The organism is Vagococcus fluvialis (assembly GCF_048815235.1).
In the GTDB taxonomy this organism is placed as follows: Bacteria; Bacillota; Bacilli; order Lactobacillales; family Vagococcaceae; genus Vagococcus.
This window is the reverse complement of the sequence record NZ_JBMEAO010000012.1, coordinates 1-25,359: the sequence shown is the minus strand read 5'-3', so window position 1 is coordinate 25,359 and position 25,359 is coordinate 1. Positions and strand designations below refer to the sequence as shown.

General features: G+C 33.1%; 22 protein-coding genes. 20 read left to right on the top strand and 2 right to left on the bottom strand.

The features are described 5' to 3' along the window. Window positions 1–98: 98 nt before the first annotated feature. The 5 genes from racE (at window position 99) to ACODH8_RS08835 (ending at window position 4,535) form a co-directional block, all read left to right on the top strand. Window positions 99–905 carry a glutamate racemase gene (gene racE, locus ACODH8_RS08855; RefSeq protein ID WP_332465835.1) on the top strand — a complete coding sequence of 269 codons (807 nt, stop codon included), beginning with the start codon at window positions 99–101 and terminating at the stop codon, window positions 903–905. Window positions 906–917: 12 nt separating this feature from the next. Then, complete coding sequence (gene rph, locus ACODH8_RS08850) at window positions 918–2,264, top strand: ribonuclease PH (protein WP_332465834.1); 1,347 nt, start codon at window positions 918–920, stop codon at window positions 2,262–2,264. Window position 2,265: 1 nt separating this feature from the next. Then, window positions 2,266–2,784, top strand: a complete 519-nt coding sequence (locus ACODH8_RS08845) for a metallophosphoesterase (protein ID WP_332465833.1) — start codon at window positions 2,266–2,268, stop codon at window positions 2,782–2,784. 100 nt (window positions 2,785–2,884) lie between these two features. Further along, complete coding sequence (cbpB, locus tag ACODH8_RS08840; protein ID WP_332465832.1) at window positions 2,885–3,370, top strand: cyclic-di-AMP-binding protein CbpB; 486 nt, start codon at window positions 2,885–2,887, stop codon at window positions 3,368–3,370. 28 nt (window positions 3,371–3,398) lie between these two features. Then, a complete protein-coding gene (locus ACODH8_RS08835) occupies window positions 3,399–4,535 on the top strand; it encodes an N-acetyldiaminopimelate deacetylase (protein WP_332465831.1) in 1,137 nt (378 codons plus the stop codon). 45 nt (window positions 4,536–4,580) lie between these two features. Here the strand turns inward: ACODH8_RS08835 and ACODH8_RS08830 are convergent, their stop codons facing one another. Continuing rightward, window positions 4,581–5,474 carry a mechanosensitive ion channel family protein gene (locus ACODH8_RS08830; protein ID WP_332465830.1) on the bottom strand — a complete coding sequence of 298 codons (894 nt, stop codon included), beginning with the start codon at window positions 5,472–5,474 and terminating at the stop codon, window positions 4,581–4,583. A 130-nt stretch (window positions 5,475–5,604) separates the two neighbouring features. Here ACODH8_RS08830 and ACODH8_RS08825 point away from each other — a divergent pair, with 130 nt between their 5' ends. From ACODH8_RS08825 to ccpA, 3 genes are all read left to right on the top strand, one after another. Continuing rightward, window positions 5,605–6,027, top strand: coding sequence for a DUF948 domain-containing protein (locus ACODH8_RS08825; protein WP_332465829.1), 423 nt, complete (start codon window positions 5,605–5,607; stop codon window positions 6,025–6,027). Window positions 6,028–6,048: 21 nt separating this feature from the next. Beyond that, window positions 6,049–6,504, top strand: a complete 456-nt coding sequence (locus ACODH8_RS08820) for a YtxH domain-containing protein (protein ID WP_332465828.1) — start codon at window positions 6,049–6,051, stop codon at window positions 6,502–6,504. 165 nt (window positions 6,505–6,669) lie between these two features. Continuing rightward, a complete protein-coding gene (gene ccpA / locus ACODH8_RS08815) occupies window positions 6,670–7,671 on the top strand; it encodes a catabolite control protein A (protein ID WP_332465827.1) in 1,002 nt (333 codons plus the stop codon). Between the two features lie 42 nt (window positions 7,672–7,713). On the opposite strand, the gene ACODH8_RS08810 is transcribed toward ccpA, so the two are convergent. Further along, window positions 7,714–10,122 carry a transglycosylase domain-containing protein gene (locus tag ACODH8_RS08810; RefSeq protein WP_332465826.1) on the bottom strand — a complete coding sequence of 803 codons (2,409 nt, stop codon included), beginning with the start codon at window positions 10,120–10,122 and terminating at the stop codon, window positions 7,714–7,716. Window positions 10,123–10,299: 177 nt separating this feature from the next. Here ACODH8_RS08810 and ACODH8_RS08805 point away from each other — a divergent pair, with 177 nt between their 5' ends. The 12 genes from ACODH8_RS08805 (at window position 10,300) to ACODH8_RS08750 (ending at window position 25,198) form a co-directional block, all read left to right on the top strand. Beyond that, entirely contained in the window at window positions 10,300–11,196 is an 897-nt protein-coding gene (locus ACODH8_RS08805) for a deoxyribonuclease IV (protein ID WP_332465825.1), read from the top strand. 89 nt (window positions 11,197–11,285) lie between these two features. Next, window positions 11,286–11,519 carry a YneF family protein gene (locus tag ACODH8_RS08800; RefSeq protein ID WP_332465913.1) on the top strand — a complete coding sequence of 78 codons (234 nt, stop codon included), beginning with the start codon at window positions 11,286–11,288 and terminating at the stop codon, window positions 11,517–11,519. A gap of 90 nt (window positions 11,520–11,609) precedes the next feature. Further along, complete coding sequence (locus tag ACODH8_RS08795) at window positions 11,610–13,361, top strand: ABC transporter ATP-binding protein (RefSeq protein ID WP_332465824.1); 1,752 nt, start codon at window positions 11,610–11,612, stop codon at window positions 13,359–13,361. Further along, window positions 13,361–15,142 (top strand): ABC transporter ATP-binding protein, encoded by a 1,782-nt coding sequence (locus ACODH8_RS08790; RefSeq protein ID WP_332465823.1) that lies wholly within the window; start codon window positions 13,361–13,363, stop codon window positions 15,140–15,142. Before ACODH8_RS08795 ends, ACODH8_RS08790 begins: the two co-directional genes overlap by 1 nt. A gap of 79 nt (window positions 15,143–15,221) precedes the next feature. Continuing rightward, on the top strand, window positions 15,222–16,286 hold the full coding sequence (locus ACODH8_RS08785; protein WP_332465822.1) for a hypothetical protein: 1,065 nt from the start codon (window positions 15,222–15,224) through the stop codon (window positions 16,284–16,286). A 103-nt stretch (window positions 16,287–16,389) separates the two neighbouring features. After that, window positions 16,390–17,475, top strand: a complete 1,086-nt coding sequence (locus ACODH8_RS08780; RefSeq protein WP_332465821.1) for a hypothetical protein — start codon at window positions 16,390–16,392, stop codon at window positions 17,473–17,475. Between the two features lie 58 nt (window positions 17,476–17,533). Beyond that, on the top strand, window positions 17,534–18,493 hold the full coding sequence (locus ACODH8_RS08775) for a LacI family DNA-binding transcriptional regulator (RefSeq protein ID WP_332465820.1): 960 nt from the start codon (window positions 17,534–17,536) through the stop codon (window positions 18,491–18,493). 120 nt (window positions 18,494–18,613) lie between these two features. Then, window positions 18,614–20,281, top strand: a complete 1,668-nt coding sequence (locus ACODH8_RS08770) for an alpha-glucosidase (protein WP_332465819.1) — start codon at window positions 18,614–18,616, stop codon at window positions 20,279–20,281. 3 nt (window positions 20,282–20,284) lie between these two features. Further along, a complete protein-coding gene (locus tag ACODH8_RS08765) occupies window positions 20,285–22,042 on the top strand; it encodes a glycoside hydrolase family 13 protein (RefSeq protein WP_332465818.1) in 1,758 nt (585 codons plus the stop codon). A 100-nt stretch (window positions 22,043–22,142) separates the two neighbouring features. Further along, window positions 22,143–23,444 carry an ABC transporter substrate-binding protein gene (locus tag ACODH8_RS08760; protein ID WP_332465817.1) on the top strand — a complete coding sequence of 434 codons (1,302 nt, stop codon included), beginning with the start codon at window positions 22,143–22,145 and terminating at the stop codon, window positions 23,442–23,444. Between the two features lie 72 nt (window positions 23,445–23,516). Next, the gene (locus ACODH8_RS08755; RefSeq protein WP_332465816.1) at window positions 23,517–24,377 is read left to right on the top strand and encodes a sugar ABC transporter permease; all 861 of its coding nucleotides are present in this window, start codon (window positions 23,517–23,519) and stop codon (window positions 24,375–24,377) included. Then, entirely contained in the window at window positions 24,377–25,198 is an 822-nt protein-coding gene (locus ACODH8_RS08750) for a carbohydrate ABC transporter permease (RefSeq protein ID WP_332465815.1), read from the top strand. Before ACODH8_RS08755 ends, ACODH8_RS08750 begins: the two co-directional genes overlap by 1 nt. Window positions 25,199–25,359: the final 161 nt, after the last annotated feature.

Genomic DNA, 25,359 nt, shown 5'->3' with positions numbered 1-25,359 from the left:
TGTAAGTTGTTATCTTTTTAATCAAATAGCCATAAAAAACTTGAATTAAATACGTTTTAAAGAGAAAATAGAAGAATGAACAAAAGGGAGTGAATCATGTGAGTAACAACCGACCAATTGGTTTTTTAGATTCAGGCGTAGGTGGATTGACTGTAGTAAAAGAAGCTATAAAGCAATTACCTAATGAAACTGTTTATTACTTAGGTGACACCTTACGATGTCCTTATGGTCCAAGACCTGTTGAAGAGATAAAACAATTCACATGGGAAATGACACGCTTTTTATTAAGTAAAGATATAAAAATGTTAGTAATTGCTTGTAACACAGCAACAGCTGTTGCACTTGAGGAGATTAAAGCGGAGTTAGATATTCCTGTTGTAGGAGTTATCATCCCAGGAGCAAGAGCGGCATTGAAATTAACGAATACTCATAGAGTAGGCGTAATAGGTACAGTTGGAACAATTAATAGCGGTGAATATACCAAAGCAATTCAAAGAAAAGCGCCAAAAACAGAAGTCATTGGGTTAGCCTGTCCTAAGTTTGTTCCTATTGTCGAAAGTAAACAATACGAATCAGCTATTGCAAAGAAAGTTGTCGATGAGACCTTAGAGGCTTTTAATGATAAAAATGTTGATACACTAGTAATGGGATGTACTCACTATCCATTATTAAAGCCCTTAATAAAAGAAAAGATGGGACCAACTGTTAAATTAATTGATTCAGGTGCTGAAACAGTCACAGAAGTCAGTATGTTATTAGATTATTACGATATTTCAGCTGACGCTAGCAATAAAAATGAAGAACATCAATTTTTTATGACAGGATCAAAAAAATTGTTTGAAGATATTACTCACGATTGGCTTAATTTAGATAAAATTTCAGTTAATCGAATTACGTTACCATAAAGGATGAAAATAATGAGACACGATAATAGAAAATTAAATCAAATCAGACAAGTAGAAATTGAAACGGATTACTTAATTCATCCAGAAGGCTCAGTTTTAGTGAGTTTTGGACAGACAAAAGTAATTGTGAGTGCCACAATAGAAGACAATGTGCCTCCTTTTTTAAGAGGTAGCGAAACAGGTTGGGTAACCGCTGAGTACAGTATGTTACCAAGAGCTACCAATACACGTAACAGACGTGAAAGTAGTAAAGGGAAACTGACAGGAAGAACTATGGAAATCCAACGTTTAATTGGTCGTTCTTTAAGAGCTGTAGTGGATTTAGAGAAATTAGGGGAGCGTTCAATAGTTGTTGACTGTGATGTGATTCAAGCTGACGGTGGAACTAGAACAGCTAGTATTACAGGAGCTTTTGTTGCACTTCAATTAGCAATAAATACATTATTGGAGTCAAAAGAGCTAACTGAAAATCCTATTAAGGAACACTTAGCTGCTATTAGTGTGGGAATTTTACCCTCTGGTGAGTGTGTGACTGATTTAGATTACGTTGAAGATTCTTCAGCATTAGTAGACATGAACTTAGTTATGACAGAATCTGGTAGAATGGTCGAAATTCAGGGGACAGGGGAAGAGGCAACTTTCTCTAAAGAAGAATTAAATACATTATTATCACTTGGAGAAGAAAGTATTAAAGAATTAATTACAAAACAAAAAGCAAGTTTACAAAAAGTTGAGACACAGTTGCCGACGAACCTAAATAAAAAGGAAATTTTAATTGCAACTAGAAACCAAGGCAAAGCCAAAGAGTTTGAAGAGATGTTTCAAGCAGAAGGGTATTCAATAAAAACGTTATTAGATTATCCTGAAATAGAGGACGTTGAAGAAACAGGGACAACTTTTGAAGAAAATGCTCGTTTGAAAGCTGAAACAATTTCAAAATTGGTTAATAGTATCGTATTGGCTGATGATTCAGGACTGAAGGTTGATGCCCTTGGTGGTAGACCAGGCGTCTATTCAGCAAGATATGCAGGTGAGAACAAAAGTGATGCCGCTAATAACGCTAAATTGTTACATGAACTATATGACGTTCCAAAAGAAAAAAGAACAGCTCAGTTTCATTGTACACTTGTTTTAGCAGCTCCTAATAAAGAAAGTTTAGTGGTGACGGGAGAGTTAGCTGGTGAAATTGGTACGATTCCAAGAGGAGAAAACGGATTTGGTTACGATCCTTTATTTTATGTGCCAAAATTTGATAAAACTGTAGCTGAGTTGACATCAGAAGAAAAAAATAAAATTAGCCACCGCGGAGAAGCAATTAAATTGTTGGTAAATGACTTCAAACAATGGATGGAGGAGTAAAATGAAATATTTAGTTGTAAGTGATAATCATGGAGATAGAGATGTATTAGTAGATATTGTTTCAACATGGGAAAAAAAGGTAGATGGCATGTTTCATTGTGGTGATTCTGAATTAAAAGATTCAGATGTTTTATGGAATAAGTTAGTCGTTGTAGCAGGGAATTGTGACTATCAACCAAACTTTAAAAAGGATGTTAGTTTATCTATTCAATCAGACCGTGTCTATATGACTCATGGACATTTGTTTAACGTTAATATGGGATTAACTCAGTTATCATTTGCAGCTAAGGAGCAAGAGGCAACTCTTTGTTTTTACGGTCACACCCATAAGCTAAAAGCTGAAATGGTAGATGGTATTCTTTATTTAAACCCAGGGAGCATCTCGCAGCCTCGTGGTATGTACAGTCATTTAAAAACTTATGCTATTGTTGAATCGACTGATGATGCTATACGTGTTGACTTTTATACAAGAGACCATCAAATAGTTTCAGAATTAACAGCAATCTTCCCGAAATCCTAAATAACATTAAATTAGTTATGAAAAAATTGTGAAGATGCTTTATCTATTTCTATTTTCGGGTAAAATATAGAGTATCGAGAAGAAATGGAGGGTTTTCTAAATGATAGGAAACGCTATAAAAAGTATATTTTTGGAGAATGAAGAAAATTACTTAATACCGAGTGATAATGTTGCTACACTAACAGATACAAACAATTTAGAACATGCTTTACTGGTTTTAACAAACATTGGTTATAGTAAAATACCTGTATTAAATAAAGAGGAAGAATTAGTTGGTTTAGTCTCTTTATCAAACGTTGTATCAGAGATGTTTGATACAGAAAGTTTTAATCCTGATAGGTTAGCTACTATTCAAGTTAAAGATGTGATGGAGGAAGATTTTAAATGTATCCAAGAACCATTTAACATTGAAAAAATATTAAATTATTTAGTAGATGGTAACTTCTTACCAGTAGTTGATGAAAATAATGTTTTTGAAGGTATTATTACAAGAAAAGAAATTTTGAAATCAGTGAATCAGTTAGCTCATGAATTAGAAGTTAGATATGAAGTTAATAAGAGAGAATTTGCTGAAAAAAATGATTAAAGGTTAGGGATATATAGGAGGTAAGTTTATGGTACTTTCGGAGTTAGAGTTAGTTGGGATAAGACGTGATTTACATAAAATACCAGAAATTGGTTTAAAAGAATTTAAAACCCATGATTATTTAATGTCTGTTTTAAACTCGTTTCCACAAGAGAGAATAGAGATTAAAACAAATGAAACAGCGATTGTAGTTAGAGTAAAGGGAAACTCAAGTAAACAAGCAATTGGCTGGCGAACAGACATTGATGCTTTACCTATTAAAGAATTGACTAACCTGCCTTTTGAGTCGACTCATGAGGGCTTTATGCATGCTTGTGGGCATGATTTTCATATGACAATCACTTTAGGGATTATCGACAGATTAGTATCAGCGTCTCATGAATCAGACTATGTATTTTTCTTTCAACCAGCAGAAGAAAATGAATCTGGTGCGAAAATCTATTTTGATAATGGATTTTTTAAAGAAGAAACAGTCGATGAAATCTACGCTTTGCATGTTGCTCCACAACTACCAAGTAATGTGATTGGAACTTTAAATGGAACATTATTTGCTGGAGCTTGTCGTTTTGTGGTTACTTTTACAGGGAAAGACGGCCATGCCGCTTTTCCTCATGAAGGAAATGACACGATTGTTGCTGCATCTTCATTTGTTCAACAAACTCAAACAATCATTAGTCGAAATGTTAACCCTACTGAAAGTGCGGTTATTACATTTGGTGAGTTTAACGGAGGAACAGCAGATAACATTATTGCTGGAAAGAGTGTGTTGACAGGTACTATAAGAAGCTTAACTCATGACGTTAATGAATTGACTCAACAACGCATGAGAGATATTGCTAAAGGAATTGCAACGTCTTTTGGTTGTGAAGTTCAGATTGAATTAGATCAAAAAGGATATGTTCCTGTTGTGAATCATCCAGATTTAACTGCTGAGTTTATGACTTATATGAAACAACAAGAGTCTGTTATTTTCCAGGAAGTCCCTGAAATGATGACAGCAGAAGATTTTGGTTATTTCTTACAACATATTCCTGGAACTATGTTTTGGTATGGTGTAGGAAGTGAGTATGGCTTGCATCATGGGCAGTTTAATCCAGACGAATCAGTTTTAATAAAAGCAGTAGATGATATTTCTGAGTTTTTACTTTTTAAAGATAGTAAATAAATAAAAAAGTATCTAGAATTCTTACGAATCTAGATACTTTTTTTGTTAAATACTTAAACCAATCGGTGTTGTAGGAATATTAATGCCTGCTTTTGTTAAAGATTCAACATAAGCTGTAGTCATTTTACTTTTAACCGATAATTGAGAACCAGAAATAGCATATAATGAGCAACGAACAACAAAGGTACCATTTGGTAGGTTAATCAAGCCTATGATATTTGGCTCAGATGTAATTTCCGAAATAGTTGGAACAATTGTTTCATTAACAGTTGCCATGATTTGTTTCACTGTTTCAATATCTTCATCAGGGGTGACTCGGATATCAATGATGACTTGTTGATTTCCACGAGACAGGTTACTTACAATTAATATTTGGCGGTTAGGAATATAGTTCATTGTTCCGTTAAAACTTTTGACTTGTGTTGTTCTTAAGCCGACTTGCTCAACTATCCCTTCAACCGAATCTAGAATCACATGATCTCCCACGTCTAATTGTCGTTCATAGATAATGAAAAAACCTGTAATAACATCGTTAATAAACCCTTGCGCTCCTAAACCAATGGCAACCCCTGCGATACCGGCTCCAGCAATTAAAGAGCCAACTGGAACCCCGATAATTGTCAATATGGAATAGACCATAACAAAAAATAAAAAGTATTGTGAGAAGTTTTTAGTTAACGTCTCAAGAGTGTTTAAGCGACTTGAGCTATAGCTTTCTTTTTTGCGGTAATTAGTAAAGGAAGTATGAATCACATTAATTAGTATTTTTCGAACAATAAAAAGAATGATTAAGACAACTAAAATAAGTAGCCCTTTATAGATAACAGTTGAAAATATTTTCTCCCAATCTAAATTCTCCCAAAAATTTTGAAACACACGAAGTCCTTTTTCTGTTTGTTTTGTTAATTCTAGTTGATTACTAGTAGTTGTTTCTTGCATTAAGTTGTTCCTCCATTGTTAAATAACGACTTTATTTACTTATTTTACCATTTAATTTGATGTTGAGAAAATATTTAGTTAGTGGTATTCTAAAATTAGTATTTTATATGAAAGGTAGGAGATAGTAAAGATGTCAGGTATTGAAATTGCTGCTATTATTGCGGCTATCGCCTTCGTTATACTAGTCATTGTTATTGTATTTTTCTTACTACAATTAAATAAAACGATTAATAGATCTGTTGAGAAAGTGAATAAGGTTTTGGACAGAACTAATAAATCTGTTGCCGTTCTAACGAAAGATGTGGATTTACTGTTACGTCAAAGTGAAGACTTATTAGTAACGGGAAATGAACTTTTGGATGATGTGACTCAAAAAGTAAGCACTATTGATCCATTATTCCAAGCTGTAGCAGATTTAAGCGAAAGTGTATCAGAGTTAAATGCTTCAAGTAAAAATTTATTAGTTAAAGTTGGAGATGCTGGGAAAACAGCAGCAACAGCTACAATCGTAGGGAAAGCTGCACAAACAGCAGCAAATCTTTTTAAAAAGTAATTAAAATGGAGGCAATTTAGGATGACAAAAAAATCAAATGGCTTTTTATTAGGGGCAGTTATTGGAGGAGCGGCAGCAGCAGCAGCAGCCTTACTCTTAGCACCAAAAAGTGGAAAAGAATTACGTGAAGATATTATTGATCAATTAGATGAAGTATCTGAAGGTCGCGCTAGTGAATTAGCAGGTATTGCTCAATTAAAGAGTAATGAAATTAGCGATTTTGCAAAACAAAAAAGAGATGAATATGGCTGGTTAGAAGAAAAAGTATCGGATCATGTTAGTTCAGTTAAATCAGTATCAGAAGATTTATTAGGTAACTTATCTGAGAAAACAGCAGATTTACAAGAAGAGTTCAAACGTACATCAAGTGACGTGAAAAATCGTGTTTCTGATATTATGGAAGACGATATTATTTTAAAAGAAGAAGAAATTGCAGAAGATTTATATGCAGCTTTAGATACAGACGAAGAATTATAAAATTTTAATAACTGTAGGGGATAGAATTCAAAGATTCTATCCCTTTTTTGTAATTTTTCATTAATTTTCATGAAAACAGCGATAAAACGCTTGCAATAATAAGTGTTATCTGATAATCTGTGAGTATTAACAAAGGAAGATAAGATTTTAAAGGAGAATAGAAGGATGGAAAAACAAACAATCACAATTTATGACGTTGCAAGAGAAGCAGCTGTATCAATGGCAACTGTTTCCCGAGTTGTAAATGGAAATCCTAATGTAAAACCAGCAACAAGAAAAAAAGTTTTAGAAGTTATTGATCGTTTGGATTATCGTCCAAATGCTGTAGCTCGTGGATTAGCAAGTAAAAAAACAACGACAGTGGGTGTTATTATTCCTGATGTGAGTAATGCGTATTTTGCTTCACTTGCTCGAGGAATTGATGACGTTGCTACAATGTACAAATACAATATTATTTTAGCTAACTCTGATGGTGATGATAAAAAAGAAATCAGTGTATTAAATACATTACTAGCTAAACAAGTGGATGGTGTTATTTTTATGGGACATCATTTAACAGAAGAAATCCGTGGAGAGTTCTCTCGTTCTAAAACACCAGTTGTTTTAGCTGGCTCAATTGATCCAGATCAACAAGTTGGTTCAGTTAATATTGATTACCAAGAAGCGACAAAAGATGCAACAACTCATTTAATTCAATCGGGAAATAAAAAAGTGGCTTTTGTATCAGGTGCTTTAGTAGATCCAATCAATGGTATTTTAAGACTTAACGGTTATAAAGAAGCATTGAAAGAAAATGGAATTGATTTTAACGAAGGTTTAGTATTTGAATCTGAATACAGTTATAAATCAGGATTAAATTTATATGACCGTATTTCTAATAGTGGTGCAACAGCAGCTGTAGTTGCTGATGATGAATTGGCAGTAGGACTACTGAATAGCTTAACTGATAACGGAGTGAGCGTTCCGGAACAATTTGAGATTATTACAAGTAATAACTCATTGTTTACAGACATGGCTCGTCCAAGTGTGACAAGTATTTCTCAACCATTATATGATATTGGTGCTGTAGCAATGCGTTTATTAACAAAATTAATGAACAAAGAAGATATTGAAGAAAAATCAGTTGTATTGCCTTATGGATTAATTCAAAAAGGATCAACAAAATAATAAAGAAAAGAAGCTCTCTCCATAATGGAGAAAGCTTCTTTTTTATCTTTGTTTTTTTGTTTCTTTTTTAGGTTCTTTTTTTGTTTCAGTTTTTGGTTTAATATAAGAGTTCCATTCACTACGGTAGTCTTCATCAGTGCCACCAATACCAAATCTAAATTTAGAATCAGGAGCGCCGTTGCCTTCTGAATATAAACTTGTTTTAGTTTTTTCATGAGTCAGAGTCATGTTATATCCATCCGTATTAAATGAAGCTGGTTTTTCACCGGTAAAGTCAACAACTTGTTGTTGATTGACTGTTGGATCTAATGTAAATCGTTCGCCAACTCCAAAAATATCTGGATTCTTTTGATAAACATAGTTTGTCATATAAGCCCAATAATACATATTTTGCTTATTCCATGATTCCGGCATAGACGAATTGTCATCATGACCTATCCAGCTACTCATAGTAATACTAGGGGTTGAGGCTGTGAACCAGTAATCTACTAGTTTGTCAGATGTTCCCGTTTTTCCAACCCAATCAGCATTAGCTAAACCTGAACCCATCCCATATAGAGTATCTTTTGCAGGTTGCCCCGTACCTTTATCAATAACATCACGCATCATATCATTCATAATAGATGCTGTAGAAGGTTTATAGACTTGAACAGGATTTAGTTTATGTTCGTAAATGACATTACCGTTATTGTCAGTAATCTTATCAATTGTATAGGCTTCGTTATAGATACCCTCATTAGCTAAAGTAGCATAAGCAACTGTTTGTTCATAGATTTTTAAAGGTGGTCCTCCAAGTGGAGTTGACTGTAGGGCAAACTCTTCTGGTTTAATACTAGTGATATTCATTTTGTCAAAATAGACTTTAGGATTTGCCATTTCAAGCAATTCATCATACATATTAACAACAGGAATATTAAGGGACCACGTTAAGGCTTCACGAGCAGTTTTAAACGTACTACTTCCTTTATCAGAATAGTTATTGATTTCAATGCCACCACGATATTTCTTAGGATAGTCAGATAAGCGTGTTTCAGATCCAATCAGACCTACATCTATGGCTGGAGCATAGGCAAGAATAGGTTTAATGGTTGAACCTGGAGATCTATTCATTGTGAAAGCATGGTTATATTGTGTTTGATCGTAATCACGTCCACCAATAAATCCATAAACACGTCCTGTTTGGTTATCCATTAAGACGCTACCAGTTTCAACGGGGTTTCCACTGTAGTCAAGCATTGGTCCATATTCAGCAACCGCTTCTTGCATGGCTTGATGAATATTTTTATCAATACTTGTTTGAACCGTATAACCGTTTTGACGTAGTTCTCGTTTTGTAATTTCATCATACTTATCTCGTAATTCTTTTGATTCATCAAATTCTTCTTTAGTTACACCATCTTTTTCATAATAAGTTGGCGCTAGTACACGAGCTGCTTCGTCATACAAATAGTTATACAAGAAACCACTTTGATTATTGACAGGAGCTTCAGGTTTTCTAAAGTCTTGACTTAAATCATAAGCTTTTGCTTCTTCATATTCTTTTTTGTTGATTTTTTTCTCGCGATACATATTAAAGAGAACATCATCTTTTCTTTTTAATCCTAAATCAAAGTTTTCTTTGAACTCACCCGTATTGGTATACGGTGTGTACTCAATGGGACTTTGAGGTAGACCAGCTAAAAAGGCTGCTTGTGGTAAGGTTACATCTTTAGCATGAACATCAAAGACACCTAGAGCTGCTTCTTCAATTCCTGCAATATTTTCACCACGGTTATTTCGTCCAAATGGAGAAACATTTAGATAGGCATTAAGAAGTTCCTCTTTTGAAAAGAATTTTTCTGCTCGTAAAGCAAGCAAGATTTCAGAAGATTTTCTTTTGTAAGAAGTTTCACTAGTTAGAACTTGTTGTTTAATGATTTGCTGAGTGATCGTAGACCCACCTGAGCTACCACCTAAACCGGTAACATCAGAAATAGTTGCTCTAACTAAAGCTTTTGGGACAATCCCTGGATGCTCATAGAAGTTTTCATCCTCTGTGGCAACTAAAGCTTGCTTAATTAGTGGCGAAATATTATCTGCATTAACTGAAGTTCTGATTAAATCAGATTTAATGACTGAGACAAGTTCACCGTCAGCATAAACAATTTTTGATTGTTGTTCAACATCATTAATTTTTTGAGCTAACTCTTCTTTTGTTGGTACTTTAACGTCTGAAACAAGAGACGCAAAATAGCCTAAACCAACTCCTAGACCTAAAAAGCCTAGACCTGCTATTAAAAGAACACCAATTAAGAACATCGAGCGCATCACTTGATAAATCACACTAAAAGAAAAAGAGACTTTTTTGATTGCTTTCTGTTCCGTTTCTTTTTTTTCAGCCCTAGTTACTAGAGTTGAAGGTGGATTTTCAATTGGTGATGGTTCTTCATTGATATCATTCGGTTGTGTCAAATTATCACCTCAAAACTTATAATGATAAAATTATATCATTTTAGGAAAGCTATTCCTAGTTTTCATTTAAAATCCCTTCAAAGATAGGAAAATTTTAAGAAATAAAGGGCAGTAAACTTGTTTGTCTATATATTAAACAGTACAATAATAGAGATAAACTTATAGGGAGAGATTTACATGTTAATAGGTTCTCACGTTAGTATGAATGGGAAAAAAATGTTATTAGGTTCTGCAGAATTAGCAAAAGAATACAACGCAACTACTTTTATGATATATACAGGTGCTCCGCAAAATACAAGAAGAAAACCAATTGAAGAGTTAAACATTGAAGCAGGTATTCAGTTTATGTCTGAAAATAATCTTGATATTAAAGATATTGTGGTTCATGCGCCTTATATTATTAATTTAGGTAACACAATCAAACCACAAAATTTTGGTTTTGCCATTGATTTCTTAAGACAAGAAATTGAACGAGTTGAGGCAATTGGAGCAACTCAAATCACGATGCACCCTGGAGCCCATGTAGGTGAAGGTGTTGATAAAGGAATCAATCAAATCATTAAAGGATTAAATGAAGTTTTACGTGCGGATCAAACGCCTCAAATAGCCTTAGAAACAATGGCTGGAAAAGGAACTGAAATTGGTCGTACGTTTGAAGAAATAGCGCGAATTATTGATGGTGTTACTCATAATGATAAACTATCTGTTACATTAGATACTTGTCATATTAATGATGCAGGTTATAATGTTCGCGAAGATTTTGATGGCGTTTTAGAAGAATTTGATAAAATAATTGGTTTAGATCGATTAAAAGTTATCCATGTCAATGATTCTAAAAATCCTCAAGGCTCTCATAAAGACCGTCATGCTAATATTGGTTTTGGAACAATTGGTTTTGATGCGTTAAGTTATGTGGTTCATCACCCACAATTAGAAGCATTACCTAAAATTTTAGAAACGCCATTTGTTGGAGAAGATAAAAAAACAGCAAAGGCTCCTTATCTACATGAAATTGCTATGTTGAAAGAGAAAAAATTCAATCCAGACTTGTTAGAATTAATTATGAATAGTTAAAAAAGACTAGAAAAGACCTTTCTTTTTAAGGCGTTATCTAGTAAAATATCATAATGTGAGATTAAGCAATCGGAGGAAGGAGTGTCAACATAATGAACACAGGATTAGTTATTTTATTAATTGTTATTGCTTTAGCAGTAGGTGCTGTAGGTGGATTCTTTTTAGCTAAGAAAACATTTGAAAACCAATTAGAGAAAAATCCTCCCGTTAATGAGGATATGTTACGTATGATGATGGCTCAAATGGGACAAAAACCATCTGAGAAAAAAATTCGTCAAATGATGCAAAATATGAAATCTCAAAACACTAACAAGAAAAAATAGTTTTTGATAGGTTGTATTTTACTAAAAACAATCATAAAACGGGTGCCTTTTTGCACCTGTTTTTTTGTTTTATAAAAAGGAGTGAAAAACGTGGGTATTTTTAAGAAACTAGCTTGGTTTTTTAAAGAAGAGAAAAAAAATTATTTTATAGGTGTATCAACACTTGTATTAGTTGCTATTATTCAGTTAATACCACCACGCATTATCGGGATGGTCGTGGATAGTATTACCAATCAAACATTAACTTCAGAAAAATTAATTCTGTGGCTTGCTGTATTAGTTGTTTCGGCCATTTCAGTGTACGGTTTACGTTATTTATGGCGAAAGCATATCTGGGGTGGAGCAGCTAGACTAGAAAAGCTAATGAGAAAAAGACTGTTTCATCAATTTACAAAAATGGATCAAGTTTTTTATCAAAAATACCGAACAGGAGATTTAATGGCCCATGCAACGAATGACTTAAATGCCATTCAAAATGTAGCTGGAGCAGGAATTTTAACCTTTGCTGACGCCTTTATCTCAGGTGTGTTAACAGTTATTGCTATGATGTTTTTTGTGGATCCTAGATTAACTCTTATTGCATTGATTCCTTTTCCTTTATTAGCTCTATTATCAAGTAAACTCGGTAATAAAATGCATGAAGCGTTTAAGGATTCTCAGGCAGCTTTTTCAAAATTAAATGATAAAACACAAGAGAGTATTACAGGGATTAAAGTCATAAAAACGTTTGGTCAAGAACAAGAGGATATTGAAGATTTTGAAGAAAAAATAAAACACTCGATTGAAAAGAATACGAAAGTAAATAATTTGGATGCTTTGTTTGATCCACTAATTACTTTAATTATCGGACTATCTTATATCATCTCTATCATATTAGGTGGTTATTACGTTAGTACAGGTGTTATTTCAATTGGGCAGTTAATATCATTCTTTAACTACATTGGCATGCTAGTATGGCCGATGTTTGCGATTGGGCGCTTCTTTAACGTCATTCAAAGAGGGAACGCCAGTTATGACCGTGTGTCAGAGTTACTTAATGAAAAATCTCATATTGTTGAAATGACTACAGGAATTAAAGAACCAGCAACAGGAGATATTTCGTTTAATGTCGATGAGTTTATTTATTCAGGAGATGAGGAAGCGACTCTTAAAGACATTCATTTTGACCTTAAAGAAGGACAAACCCTTGGAATTGTTGGGAAAACAGGTGCTGGAAAAACGACTATTCTGAAATTAATTATGAGGGAGTATGACAACTATCAAGGTTCAGTTGCTATTAATAATCATGATTTACAAGAATATACATTAGATGCATTACTTCACTCGATTGGTTATGTTCCTCAAGACCATTTCTTATTTTCAATGACTGTTAGAGATAATATCAGATTTGGAGCGCCTAAAGCGACTCAAGAGGAAGTTGAAAAAATAGCGGAGGAAGCTAGTGTTCATGAAGATATCCTAGGATTTTCTGAAAAATATGACACAATGGTTGGTGAACGCGGTGTTTCTCTATCTGGTGGGCAAAAACAACGTATTTCCATTGCTCGAGCGTTATTAGTTCAGCCAGAATTATTAATTCTTGATGATGCTTTGTCAGCAGTAGACGCAAAAACAGAAGAAAAAATCTTAACCAATCTAAAAGAATCACGAGCTAACAAAACAACTATTATAAGCACACACCGATTAAGTAGTGTGAAACATGCCAATGAAATTATTGTTATTGATGAAGGGAAAATTATTGAGCGTGGGACCCATGATGAGTTAATTGCAATGAACGGTTGGTATCAAAAAATGTTTGATTACCAACAATTAGAAAATAAAATTGAAGGAGGGCGTAGCTAATGGAAGAATCTAAATCAGCATGGTCAAAATCTTTTACCATGAAAGAGCAAAAAGAAATAATTAAACGTTTGCTCACATTTGCAAAACCTTTTAAAAAAGATTTTATTTTGTCATTGATGTTTGCTATTTCTTTAGCTGTTATCAATATCCTTTTACCTAAAATTTTACAACTATTTATGGATGACCATTTAACGACAACTAATACAACGATGAACGTCATCCTTTATTTTGCTGGTTTGTATGCCTTAGGGATTTTGTTTAAAGCAGCAGTTTGGTACGGACAATGGGTATTATATTTTAGAGGGTCATTAAAAACCTCTCAGTCTATTCGTTTAGAGCTCTTCAAAAAATTACAAGGATTAGGTATGAGATATTTCGACCAAACACCAGCTGGCTCAATTGTCTCACGTGTGACAAATGATACAGAAACGTTATTTGAGTTTTGGTTGGTCTTTATTATGGTATTATCAGCAGCGTTTGGGGTAGTTGCTTCATTTACCGCAATGGCTTTTATAAACTTGCCATTAACATTGATTTGTCTCCTTTTCTTTCCGATTTTAGGTGTCATTATATGGTATTACCAAAAATTTAGTTCAAAAATTTATCGTGGTATGCGAGAAAAATTAAGTAATTTAAACACTAAATTAAATGAATCTATTTCAGGAATGGCGATTATTCAATATTTCAGACAAGAGAAACGATTGGAACAAGAGTTTGAATCAAGTAACGATGACTACTTACAGTCAAAATACGCTATGATTAAAACGAACTCGTTGTTACTTGCGCCAATCATCAACCTCTTGTTTGCTTTAGCCACAGCTTTAGTTTTAGGGTTCTTTGGATTTGATGCGTTAAGTTCACCAGTTGATGTAGGGTTGATTTATGCTTTTATTTCATACGTTCAGCAATTCTTTAATCCAATGACCAACATGATGGATTTTTTAAGTATTTTCCAAGATGGAGTCGTTGCGGGAAGTCGTATTATTCATATTTTAGATCATGAAGAACAAACACCACAACAAAATCCAGAAGCTAATGCAACTATTTCAGAGGCTAAAATAGAATTTAGAAATGTTAGCTTTTCTTATGATGGCAAGCATAATGTCCTGAATAATATTAGTTTTGTAGCAAATCCTGGAGAAACAGTTGCACTTGTGGGGCATACAGGAAGCGGTAAAAGCTCTATTATTAATGTTTTAATGCGTTTTTATGAGTTTTATGAAGGCCAAATTTTAATTGATGATAAAGACATCAAAGATTATCCAATGGAAGAATTAAGAGAGAAAATGGGCTTAGTTCTACAAGATGCGTTTATGTTTTATGGAGATATCGCAAGTAATATTAGGCTTTTGAATCAGGACATCACAGATGAGCAAATTATGGCAGCTGCTAAATTTGTTCAAGCGGATAAATTTATTAATACGTTACCTGATAAGTATCATGCAAAAGTGTTAGAAGGCGGTTCAAGTTTTTCTAGTGGCCAACGTCAGTTAATTTCTTTTGCTAGAACCATTGTGACTGATCCTAAAATATTAGTGTTGGACGAGGCAACAGCAAATATCGATACAGAAACAGAAACTCTTATTCAAGAAGGATTAACAAAGATGAGAAGTGGTCGAACAACTATCGCTATAGCTCATCGACTTTCAACTATTAAAGATGCTAATTTAATTCTTGTTCTTGAAAAAGGTAATATAGTAGAACGTGGTAATCATGATGAACTGATTAATGAAGAAGGTTTATATTACGATATGTACCGCTTACAAAATAGTCAGATATAATAAAAATGATGATTTTCTAATTTTAGAGAATCATCATTTTATTTTGTGGTAAAATTTTTAAAAATGGAGGGATTTTTAAATGGTTAGGAAAACAAAAAAGACAAATTTTATGTTATTTGCAATTGTATTATTATTTGCTATTTTTTTTGGGTGGGTAAGTGGCGGATTATTTGCTAGTTCAGATGTTGGTAGAGAACGATTATTAATCGATATGTGGGTTTATAGTTTCTTATCACTTGTTTTACATGTTACGTTATCACTTTTGGGAAGTGCCTTTTTAGGATTGTCTCAAGGGATGAGCTTTGTTAGTATCAATCTTTTCGGATTTGAGCTGGTTAAGGAAAATGACAGATACAAATTTGTCAAAAATAAAACGCCTGGTTTTATAGGAACTTGTTGGCTTAAACCAAGAGACAGAGATGAAAGATTTCAATACGAAGGATTTTACCTAGGCGGTATTGCTGTCACAATTGTTTCTTTGTTTATCTGTCTTCTTATTGGTAGTCAATCGATTTTTAGTTATAGTTTTATTATTGTCGGAATCATAATGCTTATAAGTAGTATTTCACCTTTTACTAATAACGGAGTCAACATGGTAAAAACCGCAAAAAAATCTGCTAAAGAAGAGGAACTTTTATATAGTAATTTAATGGCACATAGCCAACTTGTTTCAGGAAAGACTTTTCTTGAACTAGATGATACTTGTTTTTTTTCATTATCAAATGAAAAGAACTTTTTATTGGATTATCAGATATTATTAAAAATTGGCAGAGCTTATGAAGAAGAAGATTTTTACATGGTTAGAAATCTTTTAAATGATTGTTGGTATCGAAAAGATAGCTTGGTGAAACCAATTGAGATAAAAGTGAAAAAAGAGTTGCTATTCTATTTATTAATTTTTGAACCTAAAGATGACAGAATTTCAATGTTAATATCAGATTCAAAGGTACAAAAAAGTTTAAAGCATTCTAATGTAACAAATAATCGAATAAAAGCAGCGATTGCTTATTATGAAGAAGGTGCTTCGGAGAAAGTGTTAAGTTTGTTAGATGAAGGAATTGATTGGAACAAAGAAGTTCCAAATTTAGGTGTCTTTCAATTAGAACAAAAAGGAATAAAAAAAATGCGTAGTGCTTGGTTTTAATCATAAAAAAATTAAGGAAGATAGCTTAAGGGTTATCTTCTTTTTTTGTTAGGTGAAAAAAGATGAAACTATGCTAATATGGATATCATGAAGGGAGTTAGCTATGAAATTATCGAATATTAAGGCAGTTGTTTTACAATTTATCATAGGTGGATTTATAGGAATCACTTTTGTTTTATTATTTATTTTTGCTGAAAATCAAGGAGTGTCTATTTTCAGTACGTTTGTATTTCTTGTTGTTGCTTGTATCGTACAAATTGCCATTCATGAGTTAGGACACTTGATAGGTGGTTTATTATCTGGTTATCAGTTTTTAAGTTATCGTTTATTTTCATTTGTAGTTGTATTAGAAGATAAAAAGTTAAGAGTTACCAAACAAAAAGTTCCTGGAACACTAGGTCAATGTTTAATGATACCATCTTCCAAAGAGAAAGATTTTTCTTTTAAGTTATATATTTCTGGTGGCGTGCTAATGAATATCCTCATGAGTTTACTCGCTTTTATTTGGTTTCCGGTTTATCCGGTTTATGTATTAGAATTTGCTTTAGTAGGTTTCTTGTTTGCTTTAATGAATGGTGTTCCGAATAGTTTTAATGATGGAAGTACTTATAAGCTAGCTTCTTCATCAACTAAATATAAACATCTTTTGTATAATCAACTTGACATCAATGCAAGACTTCACAAAGGAGAAACCTTTGTTGATTTACCTAATCATTATTTCGGAGTAGAGACAAACTCGAATTCAGAAACAAATTATTTTGATGATTTTCAATCTTTTTTAGAGTTAGGCTATTATTTAGAGAAAAGAGACTTTGATAAATTGAAAATTGCATTGGAAAAGCAGTGGTTACGTTTAGATCAGCTGATTCTACCTTATCAATTGGAACTAAAAAAAGAGATGTTATTCTTTCTATTAACAAACAGTGAAGATGATAGTCGAATAGAAGAATTAGTGGCCGATAAACAATTAACTCGTTACTTAAAAAATCCACTTATTAGTAATTTCAGAGTTAGGGCAGCTAAAGCGTCTTTCTATGACCAAAATCGAGAGGAATCAGTTGTATTAATTAATAAAGGAATTGCATTGGAAAATAAAACTAGTAGTCGAGGAGAATATCTTATTGAGCGAGATTTGCTGTTATGGTTAAAAGAATCTACAAAAGAAACGCTTACATTAAATAATGACTAGCTTATTTTTTTGATTATCGTATAATAACAGTAATTAATTTAAATTAGGAGGGGTTCTGATGACCACCTTATCTGATGTTGCTAAAAAAGCTAACGTCTCTAAAATGACTGTTTCTAGAGTGATTAATCACCCAGAAAAAGTGACAGATGAATTAAAAGAATTAGTTTTTCAAGCAATGAAAGACTTGGATTATAAACCAAATGTTGCAGCAAAAGCATTGGCTAATAATAGAACGCAAGTGATTAAGTTTTTTATATTAGAAGAAATTGATACAACAGAACCTTACTATATGAATCTTTTGATGGGGATTTCAAAAGAACTAGACAAACATCAATATTCTCTTCAGCTAGTAACAGAAAATAGTTTTGATGTGGGACAAAGTGATGGCTATATCATAACAGGTATGCGTGAAGAGCATAATGATTGGGTAGAACGTTTAGAAAAACCTTTTGTTTTATTTGGAGAAAACCGCTATGGCTATGATTTTGTCGATACGGATAACACGAAAGGGACTGAGATGGCAACTGAGCACGCTATTAATCAGGGCTATGAAAAAATAGTTTATGTGGGAATTGATGTGAAAGAATCTTTCGAGTTTTCTCGTGAAGCTGGTTATATTAATACCATGCAACGCTATAAAAGAGTTCCAGAAATTGTTAGATTTGAAAATCGTTCTCGATATTCTAATCACTATATTGCTGAAGAATTTTCAAAGTATCCTAAAAATACAGCTTTTGTCTGTAGTAGTGATCGTTTGGCAATCGGGGTAGAACGTGGTTTACAAAAAAATAAAGCAAAAATACCTGAAGATTATGGTGTTGTTGGGTTTGATGGAGTCTTTTTAGACCAAATTGCTTACCCTAGACTAACTACTATTAAACAGCCCGTTGTTGAAATGGGTGCAGCATGTGCTACTATGTTGCTTAATAAAATAAAGCAAAAAGGTGCGCCACAAGGCAATCAATTATTTGAAGCAAAGTTAATTGTCAGAGGTAGTACAACATTAAAAGATAAATAAAAAACAAAGCAAAGAAAATGCTTTGTTTTTTTTGTTATCGTTAACATCGTTTTTCTTGTTGAGTTATGGGGTAACATTTCATAGACTATGAATGAACAAATAGAAAAAGGAGGAGAACACATGAATAAAGCGTGGTGGGAAAAAACAATTGTTTATCAAGTTTATCCTAAGAGTTTTAAAGATTCAAATCATGATGGTATTGGTGACTTACAAGGGATAATTGACTCTTTGGATTATATAAAAGAATTAGGTGTTGAAACAATTTGGTTAAATCCTATTTTTATTTCACCTCAAATTGATAACGGTTACGATATCTCGAACTATTATGCAATTGATGAGATATTTGGTGATGTATCGGATTTGGAGAGATTGATTGAGGAAGCTCATAAGAGAGAATTGAAAATCATGTTGGATTTAGTTTTAAACCACACATCAAGTAGACATCCTTGGTTCCAAGAAGCGCTTAAAGGTGAAAACAACTTATACCGTGACTATTACTTATGGGAAAATCCGAAAGATGATGGCAGTACGCCGAATAATTGGGAATCCTTTTTTGGTGGTTCTGTTTGGGAAAAAGACCTTGTGAGTAATCAGTATTATTTCCATTTGTTTGATAAAGAAATGCCTGATCTAAATTGGAAAAATCCAGAAGTTATGCATGCTATGGTGGATATCGCTAAGTTTTGGTTAGGTAAAGGCATAGATGGATTTAGGTTAGACGCTTTTATTCATATGATAAAAGATGATTTTGATAAAAATGTTGCAGGTATTCCTGTCGGTGAAATAGCTATTGCTGAAGAGTATTATGCTAATTTACCTGAAGTTAAATTATATTTATCCGAGTTCATTTCAAGAATCAAAGAAGTTAAACCAGATTGTTTTATTTTAGGAGAAGCAGCATCAGCAACGCCTGAGTTAGCTGATAGCTATATTAGAGAAGATTTATGTGAAACAGTTATTTCTTTTGATCATTTTGAAGAAAAAATCATTGAACACAATGAAAAAATTCCTAAAGGATTAGAGAAAAAAACAATTGATACGAAGAAAATGAAACAGAAACTTGAAAATTGGCAAAATGGTTTATCAGAAGGTAAGTATCCAAGTCTTTATTGGAATAATCATGATATGCCAAGAGTTGTTTCCCGTTTTGGTAATGTTGAAACATACCGAAATGAGAGTGCCAAAGCTTTAGCGACAGCTATGTATTTATTAAGAGGAGTTCCAGTTATCCTTTACGGAGAAGAAATTGGAATGAGAAATCTTGATATTAAAGATGTGGACACTTTCCAAAGTCCACAAGCTAAAGGGCAATTTACCGAGCTTTTAGGTAATGGATTTACTGAACAAGAGGCACTCAATATCATTGCGGCTTCTAACAAAGAAGCAAGTAGGGGTGTGATGCAGTGGTCTAATGAGGATTACGCTGGATTTTCAACAGTTAAGAGTTGGATTGGAGAAAACCAAGAAAAAATTTATAATGTTGAAGCAGAAACGAAAGATTCAGAAAGTATTTTAAATTATTACCGAGAGTTACTTAATTTAAAGAAAACAGATTTATTTTCTTATGGAGAAGTGGAATTTCTTGAAAGTGATGACGAGGTAATAGCCTTCAAACGTCAATATTTGAAAGAAGAAGCTATAGTTATTGTCAATTTAACCGATAAAGAAGTAGAGACACCGAATTGGTTAAACGAATACGCTAGTTGGTCAATACTATTAAAGTCTAAGGAAACAATCAATAAAACACTTAAGCCATACGCTTATAAAATATTAAAAAAGGATGATTAATAGATGGAAAGAGCTGCCTTATTACATAGACCTGAAAGTGAATACGCTTATCTTTATGAGAAGGATATCATGCATGTTCGTTTGAGAACTAAAAAAGATGACGTAAAAGAAGTTAAAGTTATTAAAGGAGATCCTTACTTAATTCATGAAGAAAAGTGGTTTAACCAATCAGAATCTATGAAAAAAGTAGCCTCAACTGAGGATTATGACTACTGGCAAATTGCTTTTGGTTCAAAATTTAAAAGAGAACAATATGCTTTTCATGTGATTGGAATGGACAAAGAAGAGGTGTTCTATGGTGACCGAGGCATATTTGAAATGAATGACTCTGTTAAAGAAAAAGCAGAGAATTATTTTAGAATGCCTTTCTTCCAAGAAATTGACCGTTTTAAAGCACCAGAATGGGTGAAAGAAACAGTTTGGTATCAAATTTTCCCAGAACGGTTTGCTAATGGAGATAAAACAAACGATCCAGAAGGGACATTACCTTGGGGTAGTCAATTACCAGGAAGAGAAGATTACTTTGGTGGAGACTTACAAGGAGTTATTGATAACTTAGATTATTTAGTTGATTTAGGAATTAATGGTTTATACTTCTGTCCAATTTTTAAAGCTTCTTCTAATCATAAATACGATACAATAGATTATTTTGACATTGATCCAGATTTTGGTGACAAAGAAACCTTTAAAAAATTAGTTGATGAAGCTCATAGCCGAGGGATCAAAGTGATGTTAGATGCTGTATTCAATCACATGGGCTATTATTCAGAACAGTTTCAAGATGTGGTGAAAAATGGGGAACAATCTATTTACAAAGATTGGTTCCATATTAATAGTTTCCCAGTTGAAATTGGTAAAAATGGTAACTTTGAAGGAGCGCAAACTTTGTCTTTTGATACATTTGCCTTTACACCAATGATGCCTAAATTAAATACAGCAAATAAAGAAGTTCAGGATTATTTATTAGATATTGCCACGTATTGGATTAAAGAATTCAATATTGATGCTTGGCGTTTAGACGTAGCTAACGAAGTCGATCATCATTTTTGGAAAAAATTCTATGAAGCTACAACAGCACTTGATGAAGATTTTTATATTTTAGGTGAAATATGGCATTCATCACAAAGTTGGTTACAAGGAGATGAATTTCACGCTGTTATGAACTATGCTTTTACTGAAACAGTTGCTAACTTCTTTGTTAAAGATGCTATTTTACCAACTAAAATGGCAAGTGGTTTATATGAGCAATTAATGCTTTACCGTGATCAAACGAATCAAGTAATGTTTAACTGTTTAGATTCACATGATACGCCAAGATTACTTCATCAAGCAGGTGAAAATAAAGATATTGCTAAGATGGCTTTAGCCTTCACTTTTATGCAACACGGTTCACCATGTATCTATTACGGAACTGAAGTTGGAATGACAGGAGCTGGTGACCCAGATTGCCGTCGTTGTATGGTTTGGGAGGAAGAAAAACAAGATAAAGAATTCTATTCTTTCGTTAAGCAACTGGTTGCGCTAAGAAAAGAAAATCAAGCAATTTTATCTTTAGGAGATTTGAACTTTACAGAATTAAATAATGAATCAAAAATTGTGTCATTTAATCGTCAATTAGAAAATGGTAAAGTTAGCGGATTCTTTAATAAAGGTATTGAAAACCAAATTATTAAAGGAGAACTAGAAGTTCTATTAAGTAACAATGTAGAAAAAACTGAAAATGGTTATGTTATAGCTGAAAATGGTTTCATTATTTATTAATAGTTAAAAGGTGTTAACGGTAACATGATAAAAACGGTTGCAATGAAAGCGATATCGTACTAATCTAAGAGTGTAAGCAAATACATAGGAGGGTTTTTCGATGAATAAAGGATGGAAACGCATAGGTCTAGGATTGTTAGCAGCAACAGCACTATTCTCATTAGCAGCATGTGGCGGTAGTGGAGATAAGAAGGAATCTGCAGGTAAATCGGATGATGTCACAATTGATGTTTTCCAATTTAAAGTAGAATTCAACGAACAATTTAAAGCAGCAGCGAAGATGTATGAAGAAGAAAATCCAGGTGTTAAGATTAATATCTCAACAGTTGGTGGTGGAGATGACTACGGAGCAGCATTAAAAACTAAGTTTGCTTCAGGGGAAGAACCAGATATCTTTAACATCGGCGGTCCAGAAGACTTAAAAACATGGGAAAAATCATTAGCGGATGTTTCTGATACAAAAGCTTTTGGTGAAGCTTTAGAAGGTACTCTTGATGGTGTAACTAAAGGTGATGAGGTATTAGGTTTACCTTATAACATGGAAGGTTATGGATTACTTTACAACAAAGAAGTATTTGAAAAAGCTGGAATTGATCCAACTAGTATTAAAACACAAGCAGATTTAAGAAAAGCGGTTGAAACTTTAGATAAAGACAAAGAAAAATTAGGTTTAGATGCTGTTTTTGCATTCCCTGCTAAAGAAACTTGGATTACAGGTTTACATGGGGCAAACCTTTTCTTAGCGCCAGAATTTGATAATGATGTTAACAAAGCATATGAAGCAAAAGAATTAGAATTTAAGTACAATAAAGAATTTAAAGAGTACATTGATTTACAACAAAAATATTCAGTCCAACCAACAACAAGTTTAGATTACTCTAAACAAATGGAAGAATTATTCTCAAACGGTAAAGTTGCTTTAACACAACAAGGTAACTGGGTATATGGAACAATTGATGAGATTGATCCAGAGTTTGCTGAAACTAACGTAGGAATTTTACCAGTTCCAATTGATGGCGTATCAGAACAAAAATTACCAGTTGGCGTACCTAACTACTGGGCATTCAATAAAAACTCTTCAGATAAAGAACAAGAAGAAGCTAAGAAATTTATTGACTGGTTATACACATCAGAACAAGGTAAGAAAACTGTAATTGAAGACTTCAAATTTATTCCAGCATACAATGGTTATGATGCAGATAAAATTGCTGATCCATTATCTAAAGAAGTATATGACTACTCAAGTAAAGGAAACACAACAGGATGGGTATTTATGGGATATCCAACTGATTGGGGTATGAACGTTTTAGGCGCAGGTATCCAAAAATATGTAAGTGATGAAGCTACTTGGGATGAGTTAATGAAAGAAGTTAAAACTTCTTGGGATGACTCAAGAAAATAACAGTCAAAATGGATAGGGATGGTGGATGTATTATTCACTATCCTTATTTTTGAAAGAATAGGAGAATGTAAAATGACGAAAAACAAAACATGGTTCTATGTTTTCATAGCTCCAGTCATTATTGCTCTCTTTTGTGTGGTCATACTACCATTAGTATTTGGGATTTATTATTCATTTACTGATTGGGATGGGGTCACTGTAAGGGGATTTGTAGGGCTACAAAACTATTTTGATGTTTTTAAAGATGAAGGTTTTAGAAAAGCACTTTGGTTTACGATCAAATTTTCAGTTGTCTCTATTTTCTTAATTAATATTATTGGTTTATCTTTAGCACTTATTGTTACTCAGAAATTTAAAGGAAGTATGTTGCTTAGAACAATCTTTTTTATGCCTAACTTAATTGGTGGATTGATTTTAGGGTTTATCTGGCAATTTATCTTTATTAAAGCATTTGCAAGCATTGGTGAACTTATTGGAGTGGAGTCACTTCAAGTATGGTTATCTACAACAACAACAGGTTTTTGGGCTTTAGTAATTGTTATGTGTTGGCAAATGTCCGGTTACATTATGGTTATTTACATTTCTTACCTACAAGGTGTAGATGAATCATTATTAGAAGCGGCTAGTTTAGACGGGGCAACAGAATTTCAAAAGTTCTGGCAAATCAAGTTCCCAATGATTATGCCAGCTTTTACAGTTAGTTTATTTATGACTTTATCTAACTGTTTCAAATTATACGATCAAAACTTATCATTAACAGGTGGAGGACCATATAATTCAACTCAAATGGTTGCCATGAATATATTTAACACAGCTTTCTCTCAAAATAAAATGGGATATGCTCAAGCCAAAGGGATTATCTTCTTTATCATTGTTGCCGCAATCTCTTTAACTCAAGTTTATATCACTAAGAAAAAAGAGGTGGAAGTATAATGGAGAAAAAAAGAAGAAAATTTAAGTTATCTCCAATCATAGGAACTGTTTTAGCTATTGCATGGCTGTTTCCGTTTTATTTAATGATTGTCAACTCATTAAAAACAAAAAAAGAAATCTTTACAAATACATTAGGAGTGCCTCAAGATTTAACTTTTGAGAACTATCCAAATGCGTATGAAAGTTTAGATTTTGCAAAAACGTTCCTTAACTCTTTGATTATTACTGTATGTAGTGTGGTATTAATCGTTGTCTTATCATCATTAGCTGCCTATGCATTGCAACGAGTTAAAAGTAAAATCAGTGGTATTTTATTTATGCTCTTTGTAGCAGCAATGTTAATTCCTTTCCAATCAGTTATGATTCCATTAGTAACTATTTTTGGTAAAGTAGATCAACTGAATATGGGTGGATTAATATTTATGTATATTGGGTTTGGTTCTAGTATGTCGATATTCCTGTACCATGGCTCTATGAAATCTATACCAAAATCTTTAGATGAAGCAGCGATAATTGATGGGGCTTCAAGATTCCAAATTTTTAGATACGTTATTTTCCCAATGTTGAAACCAACAACGGTTACAGTAGCGTTGTTAAATACTATGTGGATTTGGAATGACTACTTATTACCATCATTAGTTGTTAATAAAGAAGGGTCTCAAACGATACCTCTGAAAATGTTTTTCTTCTTCGGAGAATATACGAAGCAATGGCATTTAGCGTTAGCTGGCTTAATGATTGCTATTATTCCAGTTATTATTTTCTATTTTATTATGCAAAAACAAATAATTGCTGGGGTATCAGATGGAGCTGTAAAATAATCTTAAAAAAAGAGGTGGACCAAAAAAATGGTTCTGTAGTGCACCCCTAAAGTTAGACCAAAAAATCTAACTTTAGGGGTGTATTTTTATGACAAAGTATAACTATAAATTTAAGCATAAAGTTGTCCGAGAATATCTAAATAGTGATGTTAGTTATTCCT